We start from the raw sequence: 21,405 nt of genomic DNA, 5'->3' as shown, positions 1-21,405 counted from the left end.
CGCAAACGAATCTTCTCACTTTTAACCTTCTGATAAAACCTTATCTAATTTTTCCTGCAGGGCTGTTAATTCCCAACCTTCGATTTCTTTTAGCTTATGATTGGTTACTGCCAGCCCCTCATATTCGAGTCCGCAGTTCTGGCAAAAGCGACTCATCACGTAGTCCAGCATTTCAATTTCTTTGCTGGGTTGAGAGCCTTGCAGGAGGAAAAACACCTTTTTGCCCTTGAGTGCTTCCTGCGGCTCATGCACATCTGCCACTCGGTCCAACAGGGTTTTTAGCAGACCCGAAAAAGACCACCAATAAATAGGACTGGTAAAGACCAGTACATCAGCCTGACTCAGTTGCTCATAGACCTGAAAGAACTGGTCGTTTTCTGCTGACTGGCCATATTGCTCAATGTGGTAATCCACTAATTGAAGAGCCTCATAATCTCTATCCCGCAGAAAAAAATGCCCCAGCTTAAAACTATTACCATTCCTATTCGGGCTGGCGTTTACCAAATAAATCATAGCTTCTCTTCTCCTCTATTCTTTTTTCCAATTATATCAAAAAAGAGGGAAGCAAACAATGCTCACCCTTGCTATTTATTCCGACTTTTCCATATCTTCTTTCATTTCTTCCATATTAAACTTAGCAAAGAGATACTTGCGATCTTGTACTGGGAAACGCTGATCCAGCTGGTCTACAGCACCCAACTCGACGACACCTTCCTTGATAACAAAATCCATAACATGTCCGCCAAAAGTCAGATCGTCCGATACAAAATGCAGATGATAACCTGCCAGACTGACTCCGTGGAAAATCTCAGGTGTCCAGATACCAACGATGGTGCCCGTGACATTTTCCTTACGATACTCAGGCTGGTTGACTGCTACTTCTGCAAACTTCCGTTCTGTCGTAGACTTGGGAATCATCCGAACATGCATGCAGGCGAAATCACCATGAATCTTGATAGAGCGGAAAAGATTTTCGCCATCATAGTAAGACTCAATCCGCTTTTCCAGCTCTTCGTCGTTCATCTCAAAGCGCTGACGGAAAATGACCTCCGCCTGATGGGGAACAACTGCCGCATAAGGTACTGTCATATCCGGTGACACCTCAACCACTTCTGGCACTTCTCCAGAGCCCTTTGCCTGATAAGCCTTACCATCGAGAATAATGAGCTCACCATCAATAGAGTCCAGCGTTCCCAAGCCCAAATCTCCATACTGAAGCAGCTCTCCAACAGTCATACTGCCATCGTAAAGACCAGCCATCAAAGCTCCCAAAGTATTATATTGAAATAATTTGATTGGTTCTGCCATTCTTTTTCCTTAATCTTTCCCTTCTTAAAAATATTATTGCCCATCCAGCTAAGTTTTTTTCATCTTTATTACATTGGCTACTGAATTTCTATGCCAATCATTATACCATAAATCTCGGGAAAGGGCTGAGCGAGTGCTTCTTCAGCTATTATAAACTTTCATAAAGCTCCTGCATACTAGCATCATCAGGCACTAATCTTAGATAAGAAGCAGCAGCTCTTTTAGCTTCTTCAAATCTGCCTAGTTCACGCAAAAGATAGACATACTGCTCCAAAAACTCTGGATTATCTTGCAATTCGCGAGCCAGTTGATTATAGAGTTCTTCTGCTTTTTCCAGATTTTCCAAAGCCTGATAAGCACGCGCTAAATTCCAGCGGGTCAAGGCGTTATCGACTTCTTGCTCAGCAAATTCTAAAATATTCTCATAGCGTTCCTGCTCCAAGTAAAGAGTAGTCAGTCGCAAGACAATCTCTTCCAAATCATCCGCATCTTCCTGAGCCTGCAAGAGATAATGTTCAGCCGCTTTCTCATCGTGAAGTTCATAAGAAAGCTGCGAGGCTAAAAGCAAGAGCCGAGTCTCAAAAGGATTCTTAGCCAAGCCCTGCTGGGCAAGGGTCAGGGCTTCAGCCGTCCGATGCTCCGCATGAAGAGACAGGGCATAGCCATATTCGTAGCCTTCAAAATCCGGCGACAGAGTATCCAATTGCTTAAAATAAAGATTGGCTTTCTGGTATTCTTCCTGATCCGCTAATATAGTTGCCAGCTCATAAACAGCAGCATCATCGTATTCCAGCTCAACCGCTTTCTCCAAAAACTCAATAGCCGCTGCAAACTTTCCAAGACTGGCATAGCAGACCCCAATCCGCTGATAGGTTGAGACGCCTGTCTGCTCAAAGATTGAGCGATTGTCTAGCTGGGCGTATTCCTTAATCGCCTGAGAAAAATCCCCCAGCTCCATATCTATCTCAGCCAGACCAAAGGTTACCAAAGGCTCATCAGTCAGCTCTGCTGCCTGAGCTAATTTTTCACGAGCCACATCAGGCAGTCCCTCTAGCTGATAGAGGTCAGCCTTAGCCAGGAGAGCAGCAACATACCAGTCACTGTCTGGCTGAATCTCCTCAAGATAGGCAAACGCCTGCTCCAACTCTCCATCATCACTGGCAATAGCTGCCAAGCTGATATAAGAAGCCGGATAGTCAGGAGCCAACTTTTCAAAAATACGCTTGGCCTGAGGGAAAAAGCCGATACTCTCTAAGTAATCGGCCAAATCCAATAATTCTTCTTCGCTGTCTGTAGTCAGGGCTTGCTCGAAATAGCGATCAGCCAGAGCTAGGTCCTGCTCCTGTAAAGCTGCCAACATTTGCTCACTCTTGCTCACTGATTTCTCCTTCTTGTTTAAAATCGGCTTCATAGAGGCCACTTACTTTCTGATACCACTTAAAGATGGCCGCAATGGCAACCTTGGCTGAAGCATAGGCAGGAATTCCCAGGAAAACGCCCCAAATGCCAAACATGGTACCAGAAGTTAATAATACGAATAAAATCGTAATTGGATGAATACTGAGCTGACTGCCCAAGACCAGAGGAGAAACAAAACGCCCCTCGATAGTCTGCTCAACGATGAAAACAACAATGACTTTAGCCAGCATTACTGGACCGCCAGCAATCAAACCGATTGCCAGAGCCGGAAGCATAGCCAAAAAGCTGCCCAGATAAGGCACCAGATTGAGAACGCCGGCAATTACTCCAAGAGTGACACCATAGCGCAGACCAATAATCTTGAAGAAAACGATAAACATCAGAGCTACAATGATAGCAACCGTCACCTGACCACGCACATAGTTGGCCAACTGGCTGTTGATATCCGTCATCACTTGACCAAAGGAAGCGCGGAATTTAGTTGGCAGAAACTGGGTCACATAGCCTTTCAGATTTTTCCCATCTCTCAGCAGGTAAAAAAGGATAAAGGGCATGATGATAATAGCCACGACAATCTGCGAAGTTGTACTGATTAAGTTCCCCGCCCAGTTAACTGCCCGCGATGAAAAATTGCTGGCCCAATCAGTAATCTGGCTAGACAGATTACTAGTGTATTCTTCAATCTGCGGCTTGAAATCTGCCGAAATATACTTGGTCACAACATCGTCGATGAACTTGTCAGCCTGCTTTAGATAAGCTGGAACATTTCTGACAAAAGCCATGACCTGATGCTGCAAACTAGGAATAGCAACAGCCAAGCCCCAGATAATCAAAAAAGCAATTAAAACAAAGACAATGGTAATAGCAACCAGTCGATTAATCTTGTGCTTTTCCATCCAGTCTACGATGGGATTTAACAGATAATAAAGCAGGCCAGCTAAAATAACTGGCAACATGATTACTCCCAAAAATTCAATGACTGGGCTAAAAATAAAACTGATTTTACTAAGTATAAAAATATTCAGTCCCATCAAAAGGGTTACTAAAAATACTGTAATGGCCTTGTTATCTAAAAACCATTTAAAAAACCAAGATAGGCTAAAATCTTTTTCTTTGTGCTCCATATTCTCCTCCTTTAACTTGTCATTTCATTGTAACATTTTTCAGAGAAAAATTCTCTGCTCAGCTATAGGGAAAAGCAAAAAAAAGAGAGGTGCCAGAAGACTTGTATTTTTCGCAAAATACAGCTTCTGACTTCTCTCTTCGGTTCCTGCAAGGCCAGCTAGAATCCAAGGTTATTTCTCGACAGCCGGCAGAGAAATGCTAAAGCGCATCTTCCGCCCATCAACGGCTTCAAACTGATATCGCAGACCATGCTTGTCCAAAATCTGCTGAACGATAAAGAGTCCCAGACCAGTTCCGCCATCCTTGCGATTGCGACTGTAGTCTGGCCGGTAGAAAGGCTGAAAAATCTGCTGAATTTGGTCTTTGTTCAAAACTCGTTCCGCTTCATTTTCGATGACTAGCTTATGCTCCTCCAGCCTGAGTAGAATCTGTCCACCTTCTACTGTATAATGAAAGGCATTATCCAAAAGATTCTTGATAGCCTTGAGCAGATAAGTTCGGTTACCCTTGACCTTCGCTTCTGTCAGCTCAACCTGAAAATGGTAGTGTCTGACATCTGCTAAAACTCGATAAGTACTCAGATTTTCCTCCAAGACCTGCTTGAGTGAAAAGACTTCCTGTTCGGTCTCAGTCTTCATCTCCAGTTTAGAAATGGCTAAGATAGACTGGACTAACTCCGACTGCTCCTCTAGGATTTCTCGGCACTTCTGCAAGTACTTGTCGCGATCCTTGAACTCTCCTACTCCATAGATCATGCCATCAACCATCCCCATCATGCTGGTAATGGGTGTCTTAAGCTCATGCGATGTCATCCGCAGAAACTCAGCCTTTTCCCGCTCGCTTTCTGCTACCTTTTCATTTTCTAGGCGCAGAGCCTCGATACTGGTCAGTAGATTAGCATAGAGATGATTGATATCTTGGGCCAGTTCAGCAATCTCATCACGCCCCTTGACCTGGCAGGTCACATCTGGAGCCAGACTCGTCATTTGACGAGTGCTCTTAGAGATGGCTTTGATCCGCTGACTGGAAGTCCGGCTGTAGAGATAGGCAGCCAGACCACCCAGACTCAGAGATACAAGCAAGACAAATGGATAGAGATTAAGCAAAATCCGACTAGCATCAGAAACAGGCTGTAAGGAATATTCGCCTCTCAGGACAACTTCTTTACCATCTGAAGTTCGAAAGCTTTCTGATAAACTCTTGCTCTCATAGTCGCTGTTGGCAATTGTTGGGACGATGGTCAACTGCAGAGAACTTTCATCGCCAGCTTCGAGTGAAGGATAGAGAATCGTATTGTCTTTGGCCAGCAAGGTAAACCAAATCAGATTGCTCTTTTTACTATAATCGCTCAACAGCTCGCCGATTTCCTGACTGGACTTTCCCTTGACCTGCTTGGAAACTTGGTCAAATTCTCTCTTAGCTTCTCCACTCTTAACCTGCTGATAATACACCGGCATGGCAAAGTAAAGACTGGCTAGAACGATAGTCACTACCACGAAAATGATGGACGAGGTCAAGAGAAAGTTCTTTTTGACAATCTTCACTTGTCTTCTCCTCCAAGCTGATAGCCCATACCCGTAATGGTTTTCAGCGGCACACCCGGAATCTTTTTACGGATATTCTTGATATGATTATCCAGTACCCGACTATCCAGCTCGCTGTAGCCCCAAATGGTATTCATCAGCTGATCACGAGTCACCAAGTGGCCCTTCCTCTTAGCCAGAGTCTGCAAGATTTCATATTCTTTCTTGGTCAGAGGCATCTTCTCACCCTGCCAGTAAACCGTGCAGTCATCAATAGAAACCGTCAGGTCGCGAACAGCAATCTCTGAAGCAACAGTATTTCTGCGCAGAATATTCTCAATCCGTTTGACCAAGATTAGCGGTGAAAAAGGCTTGGTTACATAATCACTGATGAGATGGTTAAAGCTAACCAGCTGGGTATACTCGTCGTCAAGTGCTGTCAAAATCATGACCGGAATCTGAGAAGTCTTGCGGATTTCCTTCAGTACTTCCAGACCGCTCTTGGTCGGCAGCATCATATCTAAGATGACTAGATCAAAGGGCTCTTCTTCAAAAGCCTGCAAGGCATCGCCACCATCAAATACTGGCCTCACCTCATACTGACTTTCCTTTAAAAACTCGCAAATCACTTGATTAATCGTCGTATCATCTTCCACCACTAGAATCTTGTGCATACTTAGATTTTTCTCCTTTACCTATTCAAATCGCAGGGCCTCGATTGGATCCAGCTTGGATGCTTTCACAGCTGGCAGGAGCCCAAATACTACTCCTATTATACAACAAAAGAGCAAACTTACAAAGACAGAAAAGAGGGATAGAATATACGGATAGGCTAGAGACTGGGTGATGGCAAAGCCAGAGGCGATACCAGCCACCACTCCAATAATTCCTCCCATCAGGGTTAGGATGACTGCCTCAATCAGGAATTGCTTGAGAATGATCTTCCGTCGAGCTCCCAGAGCCTTTTTAATCCCGATTTCACGAGTCCGCTCAGTCACTGAAACCAGCATGATATTCATAACACCGATACCTCCGACTAATAGAGAGATGCTGGCAATACCAGCTAGCAAGACGAAGTTAGACTTGTTGAGATTATCCAGCTGCCGTTCAAATTCCTGCAGGTTGAGCACACCAAACATATAGTCCGACGGTGGCATTTGCTGATTGAGATAATCACTGACCTTCTTGGCAACCTTCTTCAAATCATCGGCCTTGTGGGTTTGGACAGTCACTTCAGGACTGACATTAATGGTATCAAAAATTCGATGCCATTGCTGCAGAGGAATATAGGCCACCTTTTCCGCACCAGCTGTTAAGCCACTCTGCTCTGTGGACTCAAATACACCAATAACCTTAAAGGGATTGCCTAAGACTTCAACATATTTGCCAATGCCATCCCCTTTTGGAAAAAGACTATCATAAAGCGACTTTTCCAGATAGGTCACCTGCTCTTGATTTTTAAAGGCTTCTGAGTCAAATCCTTCACCTTCCAGCAGACGTTGCTGCTTGATGTCAGCGGCTGTCTGCGAAACAGCCTGAATCTTCCCAGACGACTTTTGGCTCAGGTAGTAAATCTTCTCATCCGTACCATAGGTCAGCAGAGCATTCTTGACCCCAGAGATTTCCTTAATCTTACTCAGCACATCCTCTCCCATAAAGGGAATATAAGAAGGCTTCTGAGCTTGAGATTTCTCTGGAATGGTCGGATCGATGGCGCTTTTCTTGTCATAAACGACCTTGATTGTGTTATTGTTGCCGCCGATGAGCTGACGCTTGGTATTTTCCGTATTTCCCTCAATGATAGAAAAAATAGCGATGATAGCGCCTATCCCGATGATAATCCCCAACATGGTCAGCATAGAGCGCATTTTATGCGACAAGATTGAATTCAGAGCTACAAAAATATCTTCCATACAGCTTCCTTTCTATCCTATCGCTTTGCTCTCTATATTACCGTCCCGCAGGATAACCGTCTGCTTGCAGAGTTGAGCTACTTCCGGCTCATGGGTAATGATGACAATGGTCTTACCTTCATCATTAAACTGCTTGAAAAGGTCCATAATCTGCACACTGGTCTTGGTATCCAGAGCCCCCGTTGGTTCGTCACCAAGGATGAAGCTGGGATTGGTTACCAAGGCTCGTGCAATAGCTACCCGCTGCTTTTGACCACCAGACAACTCCATCGGCTTGAAATCACTTCTTTCTTCCAGCCCGACCAATCGCAGCATTTCCAGTGCCCTCTCCCGTCTCTCTTTTTTAGGAATTTTCATGTAAGTCAGAGGCAGTTCCACATTTTGACAAGCCGTAAGCTTAGGCATGAGGTTGAAATTTTGAAAAACAAAACCAATCTTCTGATTGCGTAGATCGGACAGCTGATTGTCGGACAGCTCAGACACATCGGTCCCTTCGATATGATAAGTCCCTGAACTTGCCTTATCCAGACAGCCGATAATATTCATCAGAGTGGACTTGCCAGATCCAGACGGTCCCATGATAGCCAGAAAATCCCCCTCTTTCACATGCAGATCAATTCCTTTTAAAATTGGAAATTCCTGACTGCCCTGCTGATAAGATTTGTGGATATCCTTAAGCTTTAACATGCTGTCCTACCTCCATCCCTTCTTCCATACCTGCTCTTGGGGTCGAAATGGTATCTTGCATAGTCAAACCTTCTGTAATCTCCACCAAACGGTCAGAAACTTTTTTGGTCTTGACTTCATGCATTTTCAGAGTCTTGCCTTCTACCTTCCAGACATAGGTCTTGCCATTTTTATTGAAAGTATAAGCCTTATTGACGACTACCTTTCCAGCCTCGGGAGCATTCTCCACGATGTTGACATAGGAATGGGAACCCACCAGCGGCATTTCACCACCCTGATCCAGCTCAACTGTATAAGGATACTTACCTTGGTTGGGATTTTCCTGTTGCTTATTCCCACCATTATTATTGGAAGTATTTTCTGCTGTAAGGCTGCCGACCTGAGTTACCGTACCACTCCAGCGTTTCTTAGGATCCTTGCGATCCACCACTTCCACTTTCTGGCCGACACTCAGCTTTTCACGGTCAAATTCACTGACAGTCCCTTTGACCAGAGTTTTGGACTTGTCCATAATCTCAATAAAGTTTTCTTCTTCCTTTTTGGCCTTGGACTGATTAGGCAAATCTTCATTCATAGAGGTAATTGTTCCCGCTGTATCGGCAGTCACAATATCATACTTCATCCGATCTGATTCTGTCTGGGCTGTCACTTGGGCCTTTTCAGCCTCAATCTGAGCTGTCGTTACTTCACTATCCGCAGTCTTAGCATCGCTCAACGCCTGAGCCAGCTCGTCTTCAGCTGACTTTATCTGCTCCAGTAATGACTCATCCTGACTGGAATTGTATTTGTCCTTGAGAGAGTTAAGACTGGCTAACTTGCGATTATAAGTTTCCCATTTAATCGCAGCGCTATTTTGAGCGGCTGTAATGCCATTTGCCTTGGACTGGGCATCATATTGAGCCGACTGGGCTGTCAATTGCTGCTCTGTCGCATAGGAAAAGAGTGGCTGTCCTTGTGTAACGGTATCACCATTTTTGACAAATACTTCCTTGACTTCCCCTTTAGACGGGTCAATCTTGACCTTACTGCTATTGTTGGCAACTACTTCCCCAGATAAAACCATGCTTGTTTTTTTGCTGTTATTGACAGCTTCTTGGACTGTCAGCGAATCAATCGTCTTATCTACCATTTTCATGGCCTGTTGTTGATTGATCTGTCTAAAATACAGATAGCCTCCCAGCCCAGCACAAGCAAGAATGACCGTGCTGCCCAATAGAATGGTCTTACGATTCATTTTTTTTCTTCGAAACATATTGCCTCCAACCTACATGTTTTAATCTTTATTCAGCTTCTGAGCTAGATCCTGATCCATCTTCTGGAATTTCCTCACCATCTGCTGGGATTTGGATAACATTTCCATCAGGCATTGTGTATTCTGTTACTTCTTTGCCATCTACCGTCTTGGTCTTCTTGTCAACAGCATCCTTCTGGAAGTCTACTTGTTTTCCATCCTTAATTTCTGAGTTATCTGCTTCTTTATTTCCGCATGCGGCTAAAAAGAATCCTGACATTCCGATAAGGGCAACGAGCATAGCAATTTTTTTAACGTTCATTTGATTTCTCCTTTGTTTGACAAGCAGGAAGTTTGTTTCTTCCTGACAGTAATTGTTTTTTTGAACAATTCTATTCTAACAAAGCCATCTATCCCCTTCCTACCCACTATCTGTTTTTTATCTATTTTTTCAAAAACAATACTTTTCTGTTGAAAATCAGGCAAATCCTCTGCTCTAAGCCCTATCTTCTGCTTTTATGATATAATAGTAGCAAGCAATCTAAATATATACGAGGTAATGTCATGACACAAACGGTTTACTTTGGAACCTATACTCGCAGAGATTCCAAAGGAATTTACAAGGCAGATTTTAACTCTACCAAGGGAGCGCTAGAAAACTTATCCTTGGTCGCTGAAGAACCCAGTCCTACCTACCTAGCCTTTGATAAGACTGGACATCTCTATTCTGTTGGAGCAAAGGACGGACAGGGAGGTATTGCAGCCTTTGACCAGGCTGGTCAGCTCCTCAACCATGTCGTTGAAGAAGGAGCTCCGCTCTGCTATGTGGCAGTTGACGAAGAGCGTGACTTGGTTTACGGTGCTAATTATCATAAGGGACAAGTCTTGGTCTACAAACGCCTAGCTGATGGCAGACTGGAACTGGCTGACTCATCTAGCCATCAAGGTCAAGGACCACACGCTAACCAAGCGTCTGCCCATGTCCACTATGCTGACCTTACACCAGATCAATACCTAATCACCTGCGACTTGGGAACTGATGAAGTCACCACCTATGATGTTGCTGAAGACGGAAAGATCGCTCCTCTGAACACCTACAAATGTGCTGCTGGAGCTGGTGCCCGCCATATCGTTTTCCACCATCATTATAAAATCGCCTATTTAATCTGTGAGCTTAATTCTACTATTGAAGTCCTGATTTACGATGGAGTCGGCCATTTTGAACACCTGCAAACTGTCTTCACCTTGCCAGAGGACTTTGAAGGAGCCAATGGAACAGCTGCTATCCGCCTGTCTGCTGATGGCAAGTTCCTCTACGGTTCCAACCGCGGTCATGACTCTCTTGCTGTTTACAAAATCTTAGCTGACGGCAGTTTGGACTTAATCCAGATTGCACCTACCAATGGCCAAAATCCACGAGATTTTAACATCACACCGGATCAAAACCATATCATTGCTGTCCATCAAGACTCAGACAATGCAACCATCTTCAAACGCGATGCGGAGAGTGGAAAATTAACAGAAATCTCCCACGATTTCTACGTTCCCGAAGCTGTTTGTGTGACTTTTAAATAAACAGAATTCTTGTCTTTCTATTAAAATTTTGATTAAATAGTATAAAAAATTACTAAGGAGCAACAACTATGAATCCAGTAGATTTATTTAACCAAGTAAAAGAAATGATTGAAAAGAAAGACTTTGATGGCGCTAAAAAGTTTATCGAAGAAAACAAAGACAAACTCGGTGAATACCTTGATCAAGCTAAAAAATTAGTAGCTGGAAACGAAATGGCTAGTAATGCTATTGATAAAGTTAAAGGTTTGTTCGACAACTAAGAAAACAAAAACGCTTGAAAAATCAAGCGTTTTTTGTGTATCATTTTTTATATAATCAATGGTAAGAAAATTTGTGCTAAGCCTAGAAAAGCTAGATAACCTAACACATCTGTTGCCGTGGTAATGAAAATGGTTGAGGCTAGAGCTGGATCCTGCTGCAGTGTCTTGATAATCAGTGGTACAAAGTAGCCAAATAGAGCCCCACATGCTAGATTGATCATCATAGCCAATACCACAATAACAGACAGATAGAAATTTTGATAGAAGACAAACATGACAATCGCTGCAATCAAACCGGTAAAGAAACCATTAACCAAAGCTAGCACGATTTCTTTGAATACTAAATTCCTATCTTCTTTCAGATCCAGTTTCCCCAAGGCAATCCCCTGGATAACCAAAGCAAGTGTCTGAGAGGCAGAATTTCCGCCCATTCCCGTGATAATAGGACTAATCGCTGCTAATGCTACAACTTTTGAAATCGTATCATCAAAAAGTGCTACTGTCGCAGAAGCTAGAAAGGCTGTCACTAGGTTAATCATCAACCAAGGTAAGCGTTTCTTGAGTGATTCTTTAAAAGGTCCTCCAATTTCTTCACTTTCTTGGACACCACCCATCCGCAAGATATCTTCTTGATACTCTTCTTGCAAAACATCGACGATATCGTCAATAGTGATGATTCCTAACAATACCTGCCGATGATTGACGACCGGTACGACAGATAAATTATATTTGGCAGAAAGCTGTGCCACTTCCTCTTGGTCAACCTCTGGCGTTACACTCACTATCTGAGTATTCATAAATTCACTGAGTTTCATCTCCGCATCATGAATAAACAAATCACGAATATCAATCCAGCCAACTAGCGAATGATGCACATTTCTAATAAATAAGGTATCAATAACTTCCGTATTGGGCGAAATCTCCCTCAATTTATTGAGAGTTGCTGAGACGGTCAGATTTTCATTTAAGGTAATGAATTCTGTCGTCATCAGACCACCAGCTGTCTGAGGATCGTAAGCCAACATAGCTTTCAAATTCTCTTGACTGGTATTTTTCATCATACTTAAGTATTGCTTACGCAAGTCCACACTCAAGTAACCCAAAATATCTACCACATCATCATCTGGCATAAGATGAAAAAGAGTGCTGGTACGTTTGAAAGAAATCGATTGGATAATCTTTCGTTGCAACTCCGGCTCGGCTTCTTTTAAAATCTCTACCAATTGATCATCACTAGCCATTTCCGTAAAGGTTTTGAGGAGATTCCCTTCCTCATCCTCCAAGGCCCCCAAAGAAAGAGCAATATCAATGGGATAGTAATCGTCAAATATCTGATTGAAAACTTCACTATCCTGTGATAGTAAGACCTGATTTAATAATTCTTCCATTGTACTCCTCCTTCCACTTTGCTAGTATACCATAAAAGACTGATTTTGATACAAGAAAGCTATAAAATCTTCAATAAATCACTCACTTTTTCAAGCATGTAGTCACAAGGAAATGCAGGGATTAGTTGATTATATTTTCCTTAGCAAAAGCTAGCATCTTGTCTCCCAATTTTTCAAGGGAAAGAGCATGACCAGTCCCACACAGTACTTCTAGGCAATTTTCTAGGAAAAGATGATAAATCTCCCTCTCATCAATTAGGCTTGATCCTAAATCAAAAAAAATCCATTGTCATATCTTTACACATCAAAAAAGCTAGGACTATGTCCTAGCTCCTCTTATATGTTGTTAGATTATTTTTTCAAGTTATAGAAAGCTTGAAGACCTTTGTATTGAGCAACTTCACCAAGTTGATCTTCGATACGAAGCAATTGGTTGTATTTAGCAATACGGTCTGTACGTGAAAGTGAACCAGTCTTGATTTGACCTGCATTAGTTGCAACTGCGATGTCAGCGATTGTTGAATCTTCAGTTTCACCAGAACGGTGTGATACAACTGCAGTGTAACCAGCTTCTTTAGCCATTTCAATCGCTTCAAAAGTTTCAGTAAGAGTACCGATTTGGTTAACTTTGATAAGGATTGAGTTAGCAGCACCTTCTTTGATACCACGTGCAAGGTAGTCAGTATTTGTTACGAAGAAGTCGTCACCAACAAGTTGTACTTTCTTACCAAGACGTTCAGTAAGAGCTTTCCAACCATCCCAGTCATTTTCATCCATACCATCTTCGATAGTGATGATTGGGTATTTGTTAACCAACTCTTCAAGGTAGTCGATTTGTTCTGCAGATGTACGAACAGCAGCGCCTTCACCTTCAAATTTAGTGTAGTCGTATACTTTACGTTCTTTATCGTAGAATTCTGATGATGCACAGTCAAATCCGATAAATACATCTTTACCTGGAACATAACCAGCAGCTTCGATAGCAGCAATGATAGTTTCTACACCATCTTCAGTTCCTTCAAAACGAGGAGCGAATCCACCTTCGTCACCAACGGCAGTTTCCAAACCACGAGATTTAAGGATTTTCTTAAGAGCGTGGAAGATTTCAGCACCGTAACGAAGAGCTTCTTTGAATGTTGGAGCACCAACTGGCAAGATCATGAACTCTTGGAATGCGATTGGAGCATCTGAGTGAGATCCACCGTTGATGATGTTCATCATTGGAGTCGGAAGAACTTTAGTGTTGAATCCGCCAAGGTAGCTGTAAAGAGGGATTTCAAGGTAGTCAGCAGCAGCACGAGCTACAGCGATAGACACACCAAGGATTGCGTTTGCACCCAATTTACCTTTGTTAGGAGTACCGTCCAAGGCGATCATTGCACGGTCGATAGCTTGTTGGTCACGAACATCGTAACCGATAATAGCTTCAGCGATAACGTTGTTTACATTATCAACTGCTTTTTGTGTACCAAGACCACCGTAACGAGATTTGTCGCCATCACGAAGTTCAACCGCTTCGTGCTCACCTGTAGAAGCTCCTGAAGGAACCATACCACGTCCGAAAGCACCTGATTCAGTATAAACTTCTACTTCAAGTGTTGGGTTACCGCGTGAGTCTAGGACTTCGCGAGCGTAAACATCAGTAATAATTGACATTTCTTACTCTCCTTATTATTTAAAATTATTTACTAGTCTATGATACCTCAAAAACGCTTTTTTTTCAAGGAAAAATAGAGAATCTAAGCAAATTTGAGAAATTTTGCACAAGAAAACGATTCCAAACTTACTATATAAATGTTTTTCCAGCAAATCAGAACAGACATTCGAGCTTTTAGAATTCCTCCTTTTATGGTACAATTTTAGTATGACTGATATTAATAAAGTAATCATGGAAAAAGCCCAGGGCGGAGTCAAGCTCAACCCTGATGAACAGCGTAGGTTTTTAGGGACTTTTGAGGAGCGAGTGCTGGCCTCCTGCTCTATTGAGCAAGCCAACGACTCTTTCATTCGCAATCATTTCAAGGAAATGCTCAGCAGCATCATGAAAAACTGCCAACCTGTAATTGTTAAAATTTCCCCAGAAGTCGAGTCTGGCAATCAAATCTTTTATCTAAAAACCTCCAAGGAACTGGGCTGCGAGGCTACTATCGTCTCAAGTGATTACCAGTCTTCTCCATTTGGCCTGATTGTCCATAGCGACCATCTTGTCCAAGTAGATGACAAGGACATGAGCCAACAGTTTGCAAGCCTCCTTCAGCCAGCAGAAAAACCAGCAAAAGAAAAGCGCTCCCTCTGGAAAAAATGGTTTGGATAAAATGACAAATTTAGAAAAATTTTTTGCCTTTTTTGAAGCTGAAAACCAGCGTGATTGGCAAACCTATCAGACCTTTCTTTCTGATCATGTTAGCTGGGAATTAGAGGGTGACACAATCGAAATCATCAAAGGTAAAGCAGACTACTTGACTAATATTCAAAAAGTCTACCATAACAACCCCGTTCAGTTTCGTTGTACTTATTATCAGCTTAGTCCTGACCAGAATCGGATTGTGACTCTTTTAGAAAATGACTTTGGTGACCTGTCTTGTGACATCTTCTTCTTTGAAAAGGGCATGATAGTCAAAGAAATTGAATACCTACTAAAAAAAGCGGACTAACCGCTTTTTTTCATTTTTAGTACATTGCCAATATTTCTGGCCGTGCGAATCAAATTTTGCTCCGCCTGCTCTAGAAGCCTATCCAAACTATCTGCTCGTGCAATGATAGGAAAAGCTGCCTGAATATTCTCAACTGGGAAATCCGGTAAATCATCTGCCAGACTGCCGCAAATCGCCAGTACAGGAATGCCTTCAGGTGTTCGTCTTGCGACCCCGACTGGTGCCTTACCCGCCAAAGACTGACGGTCCATCCGTCCTTCGCCAACGACGACCAAGTCCGCTTTTTTAACTCTGTCATCAAAATCCAGTAAATCTAAACAGGTTTCGATACCCGAAACGATTTTTCCTCCAGCAAAAGCGACCAGTCCTGCAGCCATTCCGCCTCCGGCTCCAGCTCCATCCATATCAATCACCTGAGGATCAACCAACTGATAGAAATCTGCCATGGCTTGATCCACTTGAGAGAATAATAAGGGTGCTAGACCTTTCTGACCTCCGAAAACAGTTGTCGCACCACGCTCACCGCATAAAGGATTGTCTACATCCGTCAAAATCTCAATCTCAACTTCTTTCAAGAAAGCAGGAACCTGCTCAGCTGATATTCGGGCAACCTTTCCCAAAAACGAGCCAATGGGGCGCAGTCTATGATTGTCCGCATCGAAAAATTCATAGCCCAGGCCCGCTGCCAGTCCAATTCCACCGTCATTGCTGGCCGAACCTCCAACACCAACTAAAATTTTTCTAACACCGTCTTCAGCCAGGTGCAAAATCAATTCTCCCAATCCTTTGGTTTCTATGGCTAAGGGATTTCGTTTTTCCTGAGGAATAGAGGCAAGTCCGACCAAATCAGCCATCTCAAAAAGCGCTTGCTGACCATTTCTGGCGTAGGGCATTTTTACTGGCTGGCCAAAGGGTCCGGTTACGGTGTGGTAAAATTCAGCCCAGACCAAGGCTGCTGTCAGCGCAGCCATTGTCCCCTCGCCGCCGTCACCAACCGGCAGCAAGTCAAAGCTGGCATCTGGCAAGGCCTGAGAAAATCCTGTCTGCAGAGCTTGAGCAACCTGAGCAGCTGACAAACTTTCCTTGAATGAATCCGGTGCAATTAGAATATGCATGCCTCTCTCCTACTCTTTTCTATTGTCTAAAAAATCAATGACCCGATAGAGATTGCGTTCTTGAATCTGGTAAGGAGCCTGCTCTCGAACGATTGGCTTGGCCATAAAGGCAATTCCTATTCCTGCTGCCTGAATCATAGGCAGATCATTTGCACCGTCCCCCATAGCAATTGTTTGATTTAATTCCAACTTGTTTTCAGCTGCCCATGCTTTTAGCATGGCAAGCTTGGTATCCTTGGTGACAATATCTCCTAAGACTCGGCCTGTCAAAAGACCCTGTTGAATTTCCAAACGATTTGCCTTTACATAGTCAATTCCAAGCTGCTCAGCCAGTCTGTCCACCGTCTCATGAAAACCACCTGACACCAAGCCTACTTTATAACCACGTTTATGCAGCTCCTTGACCAAGTCCTCGGCTCCTGGTGTGAAGTGGATCCTTTCAGCAATTCGAGCAAAAATATCCTCTGGCAGACCTTTTAAAAGGGTGACCCGCTCACGTAAGGCAGCTTCAAAGTCCAACTCTCCTCGCATGGCACGCTCGGTAATAGCCGCAACCTGAGCTCCTACACCCGCTTCCTCTCCTAGCAGGTCAATCCCCTCTTCCATGATTAAGGTGCTGTCTACATCCATGACTAATAAGCCTTTGACTGTTTTCATTGTCTGACCTCATTCTTTCTATTTTTTTGTATTATACAGGAAATTCTATTTCAAAACAAGCTGGGAAAAATTGAAGTCTCAGAATCCTTGTTACTGACTGTTCTCTAGCGTTTTCTTTGTAAAAGAAAAAAGTTCCCGAAGGAACTTCTTTTAAAAACGAATATTCTCGCGTGTTTTTTCGTAGGATGTCACAAAGCGCTCTGTAACGCCTGGCTCGACAAGATCCAAAGCTTTTGAAATGATTTCCAATGATTGAGCATAGTCGTAGTCATGTTCAAAGACATACAAGGACTTGTTGAAAGCTGCTTGTACGTTATCATCAAAGGAACGATAGCGGTTTGAATACTGCAGCAGCTGCTCAGTCAAGGTAGCATCTTGGACGATACGATAGGTTTCTTCTTCCAATTGCTCCATATCATTTCCTAGAATTTCCAGCCAACGGTTAACAGATTCGATATTGACTCGTTTAGCTTCCAATTCCTTCACCAACTCTTCAATATTGTTGCTGGTTGAGAAGAAAATTTCTAAGAAAGAGTCTGGAATACCTGGCAAATTGCGTTTTTCCATATATCTCTTAATGGTATGCAATTTGTTAGCATAGATATTGACTTTCTGGCGAGCGTTGGCATCATCTTTTTCAATCTCTGCCAGTGCTTCACCAAGAGAAATCTGCTCATCTTCGATTTCTTTCAAACGCTCTTGGATAGCTTCTAACTCTTCCTGAACCACAGAATAGGCTTGCTTGGTTTCAGAAGAATCTTCTACCGCGCTAAGTACCACATCTTCCTGGGCAGAAAGCTCAGCCTGCAACTCCTTGACATGAGAAGTTTCTGTATCAGAGAGAAGAAAGGTTTGAGATAAACGTTCTATCTCTTTTTGGAGTTGCTGGTTGTTTTCCTTTGTATGAGCCAGATAGCTAGGCAAGTTTTTAATCAACTTCTCCACTACTTTGTGGGCTTCAATTTCCCGCGTAAAAATTTCATAGAGAGCGTTAATCTCTTCTTGCGCTTGCTCATTTTCATACTCAGCATTATCCAGCTCTAGGGCTGAAATGTTAGCTTCGTTGCGTTTGAGGCTTGCATGGAGCTGCTGGAAACGAGACTCTATATCTGTTTCGATAAAGTGATAACCAGATTCCAAGAGCTTTCGGTGACCAGATTCTAAGTCTTCCAACTGATCTGGCAATTTCACAGTCAACTCTTCGACAATGGCAGGAACTTTCTCAACGATATGTGTCAGAGCAAGTATATGATCCTCTGCCTTATCCAAGATTTCAGCCGCCTCAACTGGGTCACCTGAAGAATTAAGGGTCACAAACTGAGAAAACTCTGACTGGATATTTTCCAGCTGTTTTTCAATCTCAGCTAGGGCTTGCCCATACGAGTCTGCATTCTCCGCCACCTGAGTTTGCAGTTTTTCAAACAAATCCAAGGCATGGAGCACACGACCGCTGTTTTTAGACTCTTGCTCTTTAAGATCTTCCAAGGCAGCACGAATCATCTTGATATCTTCGTCAATCAAATCAATCTGACTCTCAATATTGCCGATGGCATGCTTGGCTTTTATGAAACGGAAAGAATTATTGTAACCTTCTGCTTCAAATAGATTATTTTCGATATCAGCAAATGAATTTAAGGACAGGTCTACCCATTTTTGATTCCATTCACGGAAGGCTACCTGACTCTGCCCAATCAAATGCATATTTTTTACTTCTTCAACTTCATCATTCACAGGAAGATTATAGAGTGCTTCTTTTCTCTCCTCCAAATTTTGAAGTAAAGCTTCATTTCTCTTTCTCATCAGAACTGCAGTACCATAGCCGACAACCAAAAGCAGAGCTACCACAGCAACGAGAATAACTAGTCCAATAGACATATAGAACTCCTTCACATTGTTACTATAAAGCAAACATAATGATTATATCATATTTTTGCCCATAATGGTTGATTTTTCTGATTTTTTTAGACGTCGAGCGTACTGTATACAGCATTTTCTTCGATAAATTCACGACGAGGTTCAACGCGATCCCCCATCAGCATGTCAAAAATCTTGTCAGCTTCCGCTGCATCATCCACTGAAACCCTCGCCATCAAGCGATGTTCAGGATTCATAGTCGTCTCCCAAAGCTGATGGTCATCCATCTCTCCGAGACCCTTGTACCGTTGAATGGTTGGCTTGGAGCGACCTTCACTGTAACGAGCCAAAGCAGCCTGAAGCTCTTCTTCCTGATTAGCACCTGGCTGGATGTATTCTTTGACATCACTTCCTACCTTGACGCCATAGATTGGCGGCTGAGCGATATAGACAAATCCTGCTTCCAGAACCGGCTTCATATAGCGGTAAATCAAGGTTAAGAGCAGGGTCCGAATGTGAGCACCGTCTACATCGGCATCGGTCATGATGACTAATTTTTGGTAGCGGGCCTTGCTGACATCAAAGTCAGCACCGAAACCAGTTCCCATAGCAGTAAAGAGACTGCGGATTTCTTCATTGGCCAATATCTTGTCCATGCTGGCTTTTTCAACGTTGAGAATCTTACCACGAATTGGCAAAATGGCCTGAAATTCACGGTTACGACCGGACTTAGCTGAACCACCCGCGGAATCCCCCTCCACGATGAAAAGTTCTGTTTCCTGTGGGTCGTTGGACGAGCAGTCAGCCAATTTACCGGGCAGATTGGAAATTTCCAAGCCAGACTTCTTGCGGGTTACTTCCCGAGCTCGCTTGGCAGCAATTCTAGCCTTAGAAGCCAAAATTCCTTTTTCAACGATTTTTCGAGCCACCGCAGGATTTTCCAAAAGAAAATCTGAGAAAGCTTCGCTAAAAAGTCGATTAGTAATCTTGACAACTTCGCTATTGCCCAGCTTGGTCTTGGTCTGACCTTCAAACTGAGGGTTAGGGTGCTTGACAGAGATAACCGCTGTCAGTCCCTCACGAACATCTTCCCCAGTCAGATTATCTTCATTTTCTTTGAGAAGTTTGTTTTTCTTGGCATAGTCATTGATAACCCGAGTTAGGGCTGTCCGGAAACCTTGCTCATGCGTTCCACCCTCGTGGGTGTGGATGTTATTGGCAAAGCTCATGACTGTTTCGTGGTAGCCAGTCGTATATTGCATAGCGACTTCAACCGTAATATCGTCCATTTCGCCATCAGTATAAATCGGCGTTTCAAAGATAACATCCTTGTTTTCATTGATGTATTGGACATAGCTGGCAATCCCGCCCTCATAGTGGTAATCCTTGGCCTGCTCCATTCCATCTCTCTTATCAGTGATGGAAATTCTGAGACCGCGATTGAGGAAGGCCAGTTCTTGCACCCGCTTATTGAGCTTTTCAAAGTCAAATTCTACTGTTTCAGTGAAAATCTCTGGATCCGGTGTAAAGTGAACTGTCGTACCTGTACGGTCTGTTTCACCGATGATTTCTAGATCAGCGACTACTTGACCGCGACTGTATTCTTGGTAATGAATCTGGCCGTTTTTATAAACTCGGACATCCAGCTGAGTGGACAGGGCATTTACAACGGAAGAGCCCACACCGTGCAGACCTCCTGATACCTTGTATCCGCCACCGCCGAATTTTCCTCCAGCATGGAGAACAGTAAAGACGGTTTCCACGGCCGGACGGCCTGTTTTCTCCTGAATATCAACGGGAATTCCCCGACCGTTATCCACTACTGTGATGGAATTATCTTTTTCGATAAAGACTTGAATGTGGCTGGCAAAACCAGCCAACGCCTCATCAATCGAGTTGTCAACAATTTCCCATACTAAATGGTGCAGACCTTCCTTGGAGGTCGAACCGATATACATCCCTGGACGCATACGAACGGCTTCTAGGCCTTCTAAGACCTGAATCTGACTGGCATCATATTCTTGGGCCTGTATATCTTGTTGCTTTTCTTCTGTCATAGTGTTCCTTTTCTAATCAATATCTATAAATTCTTCAAGATGCTGCATATTATCAAAGAGATAGGTATCAAAGCCAGCTGCCTGCCCTGCTTCAATATCCAGAGGACGGTCACCAATAACCAAGCCAGAGGAAATCTGATACTTGTCTTTTAGATAGAGCATGGAGTCTGGTGAGGGTTTCCTTGGAAAACCATTTGCAGCTGTCACCACTTCTGTAAATGCTGATACAACGGCAGTCTTTTCCAAAATTTCCAGCACTTGGTTGTCCCGGTGGGAGACCAGAAAGTTCCGACCGCCCTTGGCCACAATCCGCCTAAGCAACTCTGCCGCGCCGTCAAATAAGACAGGGTGAGTCAACTCTTCTGCTTCATTGGCCTTATAAAACTTTAAAAAGTCTTTTTCTTGGGGAGCAAACTGCTGGACAGCATAGTCTGTAGACACCTTGAGGGCCTTATAAACTTCGTCGTGACCAGCTTGCAGACCAAACTCTTTCAAGGTTTGAACAAAAGCTGCTGTCGAAGTTTCATAATTATCCAAGAGTGTTCCACCTAAATCCCAGATGTAATCTTGATAATTCATACCTTTCATTATACCATAATTTTCATGAAAAAGGGGCTAATATTTGCCCGAATCCAGCAC

22 protein-coding genes are annotated in these 21,405 nt (G+C 43.3%); 4 read left to right on the top strand and 18 right to left on the bottom strand.

Annotation, left to right across the window (positions count from 1 at the left end; translation table 11 throughout):
- Positions 1-21 precede the first annotated feature (21 nt).
- The 11 genes from HMPREF1150_RS00015 to HMPREF1150_RS12300 form a co-directional block, all read right to left on the bottom strand.
- Positions 22-513, bottom strand: a complete 492-nt coding sequence (locus HMPREF1150_RS00015; protein ID WP_009660584.1) for a flavodoxin family protein — start codon at positions 511-513, stop codon at positions 22-24.
- 75 nt (positions 514-588) lie between these two features.
- Positions 589-1,308, bottom strand: coding sequence for an acetolactate decarboxylase (gene budA, locus HMPREF1150_RS00020; protein ID WP_009660536.1), 720 nt, complete (start codon positions 1,306-1,308; stop codon positions 589-591).
- A 148-nt stretch (positions 1,309-1,456) separates the two neighbouring features.
- A complete protein-coding gene (locus tag HMPREF1150_RS00025; protein WP_009660538.1) occupies positions 1,457-2,686 on the bottom strand; it encodes a tetratricopeptide repeat protein in 1,230 nt (409 codons plus the stop codon).
- Positions 2,673-3,851 carry an AI-2E family transporter gene (locus HMPREF1150_RS00030; RefSeq protein ID WP_009660586.1) on the bottom strand — a complete coding sequence of 393 codons (1,179 nt, stop codon included), beginning with the start codon at positions 3,849-3,851 and terminating at the stop codon, positions 2,673-2,675. The genes HMPREF1150_RS00025 and HMPREF1150_RS00030 overlap by 14 nt, the downstream gene beginning before the upstream one ends.
- A gap of 171 nt (positions 3,852-4,022) precedes the next feature.
- Entirely contained in the window at positions 4,023-5,396 is a 1,374-nt protein-coding gene (locus tag HMPREF1150_RS00035; protein WP_009660551.1) for a cell wall metabolism sensor histidine kinase WalK, read from the bottom strand.
- Positions 5,393-6,049: a response regulator transcription factor gene (locus HMPREF1150_RS00040; protein ID WP_009660563.1), complete on the bottom strand. Its 657-nt coding sequence runs from the start codon at positions 6,047-6,049 to the stop codon at positions 5,393-5,395. The genes HMPREF1150_RS00035 and HMPREF1150_RS00040 overlap by 4 nt, the downstream gene beginning before the upstream one ends.
- A 21-nt stretch (positions 6,050-6,070) precedes the next feature.
- Positions 6,071-7,288, bottom strand: coding sequence for an ABC transporter permease (locus tag HMPREF1150_RS00045; protein WP_002897806.1), 1,218 nt, complete (start codon positions 7,286-7,288; stop codon positions 6,071-6,073).
- A 12-nt stretch (positions 7,289-7,300) separates the two neighbouring features.
- A complete protein-coding gene (locus tag HMPREF1150_RS00050; RefSeq protein WP_002895848.1) occupies positions 7,301-7,975 on the bottom strand; it encodes an ABC transporter ATP-binding protein in 675 nt (224 codons plus the stop codon).
- Entirely contained in the window at positions 7,962-9,227 is a 1,266-nt protein-coding gene (locus tag HMPREF1150_RS00055; protein ID WP_009660569.1) for an efflux RND transporter periplasmic adaptor subunit, read from the bottom strand. Before HMPREF1150_RS00055 ends, HMPREF1150_RS00050 begins: the two co-directional genes overlap by 14 nt.
- 28 nt (positions 9,228-9,255) lie before the next feature.
- Positions 9,256-9,528: a hypothetical protein gene (locus HMPREF1150_RS00060; RefSeq protein ID WP_002895853.1), complete on the bottom strand. Its 273-nt coding sequence runs from the start codon at positions 9,526-9,528 to the stop codon at positions 9,256-9,258.
- Complete coding sequence (locus HMPREF1150_RS12300; protein ID WP_009660557.1) at positions 9,525-9,692, bottom strand: hypothetical protein; 168 nt, start codon at positions 9,690-9,692, stop codon at positions 9,525-9,527. The genes HMPREF1150_RS00060 and HMPREF1150_RS12300 overlap by 4 nt, the downstream gene beginning before the upstream one ends.
- Before the next feature lie 78 nt (positions 9,693-9,770).
- On the opposite strand from HMPREF1150_RS12300, the gene HMPREF1150_RS00070 reads away from it, so the two are divergent.
- Both HMPREF1150_RS00070 and HMPREF1150_RS00075 read left to right on the top strand, forming a co-directional pair.
- Complete coding sequence (locus HMPREF1150_RS00070; RefSeq protein WP_009660564.1) at positions 9,771-10,781, top strand: lactonase family protein; 1,011 nt, start codon at positions 9,771-9,773, stop codon at positions 10,779-10,781.
- A 68-nt stretch (positions 10,782-10,849) separates the two neighbouring features.
- Complete coding sequence (locus tag HMPREF1150_RS00075; RefSeq protein WP_009660540.1) at positions 10,850-11,041, top strand: hypothetical protein; 192 nt, start codon at positions 10,850-10,852, stop codon at positions 11,039-11,041.
- A gap of 47 nt (positions 11,042-11,088) precedes the next feature.
- On the opposite strand, the gene mgtE is transcribed toward HMPREF1150_RS00075, so the two are convergent.
- Positions 11,089-12,429 (bottom strand): magnesium transporter, encoded by a 1,341-nt coding sequence (gene mgtE, locus HMPREF1150_RS00080; protein WP_009660547.1) that lies wholly within the window; start codon positions 12,427-12,429, stop codon positions 11,089-11,091.
- 351 nt (positions 12,430-12,780) lie between these two features.
- Positions 12,781-14,085: a surface-displayed alpha-enolase gene (gene eno, locus HMPREF1150_RS00085; protein WP_002906836.1), complete on the bottom strand. Its 1,305-nt coding sequence runs from the start codon at positions 14,083-14,085 to the stop codon at positions 12,781-12,783.
- Between the two features lie 208 nt (positions 14,086-14,293).
- On the opposite strand from eno, the gene HMPREF1150_RS00090 reads away from it, so the two are divergent.
- Both HMPREF1150_RS00090 and HMPREF1150_RS00095 read left to right on the top strand, forming a co-directional pair.
- On the top strand, positions 14,294-14,743 hold the full coding sequence (locus HMPREF1150_RS00090; RefSeq protein WP_009660568.1) for a DUF1694 domain-containing protein: 450 nt from the start codon (positions 14,294-14,296) through the stop codon (positions 14,741-14,743).
- Between the two features lies 1 nt (position 14,744).
- Positions 14,745-15,083, top strand: a complete 339-nt coding sequence (locus HMPREF1150_RS00095; RefSeq protein ID WP_032905854.1) for a nuclear transport factor 2 family protein — start codon at positions 14,745-14,747, stop codon at positions 15,081-15,083.
- On the opposite strand, the gene HMPREF1150_RS00100 is transcribed toward HMPREF1150_RS00095, so the two are convergent.
- From HMPREF1150_RS00100 to HMPREF1150_RS00120, 5 genes are all read right to left on the bottom strand, one after another.
- On the bottom strand, positions 15,080-16,198 hold the full coding sequence (locus HMPREF1150_RS00100; RefSeq protein ID WP_009660582.1) for a glycerate kinase: 1,119 nt from the start codon (positions 16,196-16,198) through the stop codon (positions 15,080-15,082). The two genes, HMPREF1150_RS00095 and HMPREF1150_RS00100, sit on opposite strands and share 4 nt — an antisense overlap.
- 9 nt (positions 16,199-16,207) lie before the next feature.
- Positions 16,208-16,855, bottom strand: coding sequence for a phosphoserine phosphatase SerB (gene serB, locus HMPREF1150_RS00105; protein ID WP_009660555.1), 648 nt, complete (start codon positions 16,853-16,855; stop codon positions 16,208-16,210).
- 150 nt (positions 16,856-17,005) lie between these two features.
- Positions 17,006-18,730, bottom strand: coding sequence for a septation ring formation regulator EzrA (ezrA, locus tag HMPREF1150_RS00110; RefSeq protein ID WP_009660575.1), 1,725 nt, complete (start codon positions 18,728-18,730; stop codon positions 17,006-17,008).
- 86 nt (positions 18,731-18,816) lie between these two features.
- Positions 18,817-20,766 carry a DNA topoisomerase (ATP-hydrolyzing) subunit B gene (gene gyrB / locus HMPREF1150_RS00115; RefSeq protein ID WP_009660561.1) on the bottom strand — a complete coding sequence of 650 codons (1,950 nt, stop codon included), beginning with the start codon at positions 20,764-20,766 and terminating at the stop codon, positions 18,817-18,819.
- A 12-nt stretch (positions 20,767-20,778) separates the two neighbouring features.
- Positions 20,779-21,345 carry an HAD-IA family hydrolase gene (locus tag HMPREF1150_RS00120; RefSeq protein ID WP_032905851.1) on the bottom strand — a complete coding sequence of 189 codons (567 nt, stop codon included), beginning with the start codon at positions 21,343-21,345 and terminating at the stop codon, positions 20,779-20,781.
- Positions 21,346-21,405: the final 60 nt, after the last annotated feature.

Origin of the sequence: Streptococcus sp. AS14 (assembly GCF_000286495.1) — a bacterium.
Classification (GTDB): Bacteria; Bacillota; Bacilli; order Lactobacillales; family Streptococcaceae; genus Streptococcus; species Streptococcus sanguinis_P.
This window is presented reverse-complemented; position numbering and strand designations above follow the sequence as displayed.

What these genes read in the sequence shown, in the direction of transcription:
- HMPREF1150_RS00015 (WP_009660584.1), bottom strand. Translation starts at nt 513, where the DNA reads ATGATTTATTTGGTAAACGCCAGCCCGAATAGGAATGGTAATAGTTTT.
- budA (WP_009660536.1), bottom strand. Translation starts at nt 1,308, where the DNA reads ATGGCAGAACCAATCAAATTATTTCAATATAATACTTTGGGAGCTTTG.
- HMPREF1150_RS00030 (WP_009660586.1), bottom strand. Translation starts at nt 3,851, where the DNA reads ATGGAGCACAAAGAAAAAGATTTTAGCCTATCTTGGTTTTTTAAATGG.
- HMPREF1150_RS00040 (WP_009660563.1), bottom strand. Translation starts at nt 6,049, where the DNA reads ATGCACAAGATTCTAGTGGTGGAAGATGATACGACGATTAATCAAGTG.
- HMPREF1150_RS00045 (WP_002897806.1), bottom strand. Translation starts at nt 7,288, where the DNA reads ATGGAAGATATTTTTGTAGCTCTGAATTCAATCTTGTCGCATAAAATG.
- HMPREF1150_RS00050 (WP_002895848.1), bottom strand. Translation starts at nt 7,975, where the DNA reads ATGTTAAAGCTTAAGGATATCCACAAATCTTATCAGCAGGGCAGTCAG.
- HMPREF1150_RS00055 (WP_009660569.1), bottom strand. Translation starts at nt 9,227, where the DNA reads ATGTTTCGAAGAAAAAAAATGAATCGTAAGACCATTCTATTGGGCAGC.
- HMPREF1150_RS00060 (WP_002895853.1), bottom strand. Translation starts at nt 9,528, where the DNA reads ATGAACGTTAAAAAAATTGCTATGCTCGTTGCCCTTATCGGAATGTCA.
- HMPREF1150_RS00070 (WP_009660564.1), top strand. Translation starts at nt 9,771, where the DNA reads ATGACACAAACGGTTTACTTTGGAACCTATACTCGCAGAGATTCCAAA.
- HMPREF1150_RS00075 (WP_009660540.1), top strand. Translation starts at nt 10,850, where the DNA reads ATGAATCCAGTAGATTTATTTAACCAAGTAAAAGAAATGATTGAAAAG.
- mgtE (WP_009660547.1), bottom strand. Translation starts at nt 12,429, where the DNA reads ATGGAAGAATTATTAAATCAGGTCTTACTATCACAGGATAGTGAAGTT.
- eno (WP_002906836.1), bottom strand. Translation starts at nt 14,085, where the DNA reads ATGTCAATTATTACTGATGTTTACGCTCGCGAAGTCCTAGACTCACGC.
- HMPREF1150_RS00090 (WP_009660568.1), top strand. Translation starts at nt 14,294, where the DNA reads ATGACTGATATTAATAAAGTAATCATGGAAAAAGCCCAGGGCGGAGTC.
- HMPREF1150_RS00095 (WP_032905854.1), top strand. Translation starts at nt 14,745, where the DNA reads ATGACAAATTTAGAAAAATTTTTTGCCTTTTTTGAAGCTGAAAACCAG.
- HMPREF1150_RS00100 (WP_009660582.1), bottom strand. Translation starts at nt 16,198, where the DNA reads ATGCATATTCTAATTGCACCGGATTCATTCAAGGAAAGTTTGTCAGCT.
- serB (WP_009660555.1), bottom strand. Translation starts at nt 16,855, where the DNA reads ATGAAAACAGTCAAAGGCTTATTAGTCATGGATGTAGACAGCACCTTA.
- ezrA (WP_009660575.1), bottom strand. Translation starts at nt 18,730, where the DNA reads ATGTCTATTGGACTAGTTATTCTCGTTGCTGTGGTAGCTCTGCTTTTG.
- gyrB (WP_009660561.1), bottom strand. Translation starts at nt 20,766, where the DNA reads ATGACAGAAGAAAAGCAACAAGATATACAGGCCCAAGAATATGATGCC.
- HMPREF1150_RS00120 (WP_032905851.1), bottom strand. Translation starts at nt 21,345, where the DNA reads ATGAATTATCAAGATTACATCTGGGATTTAGGTGGAACACTCTTGGAT.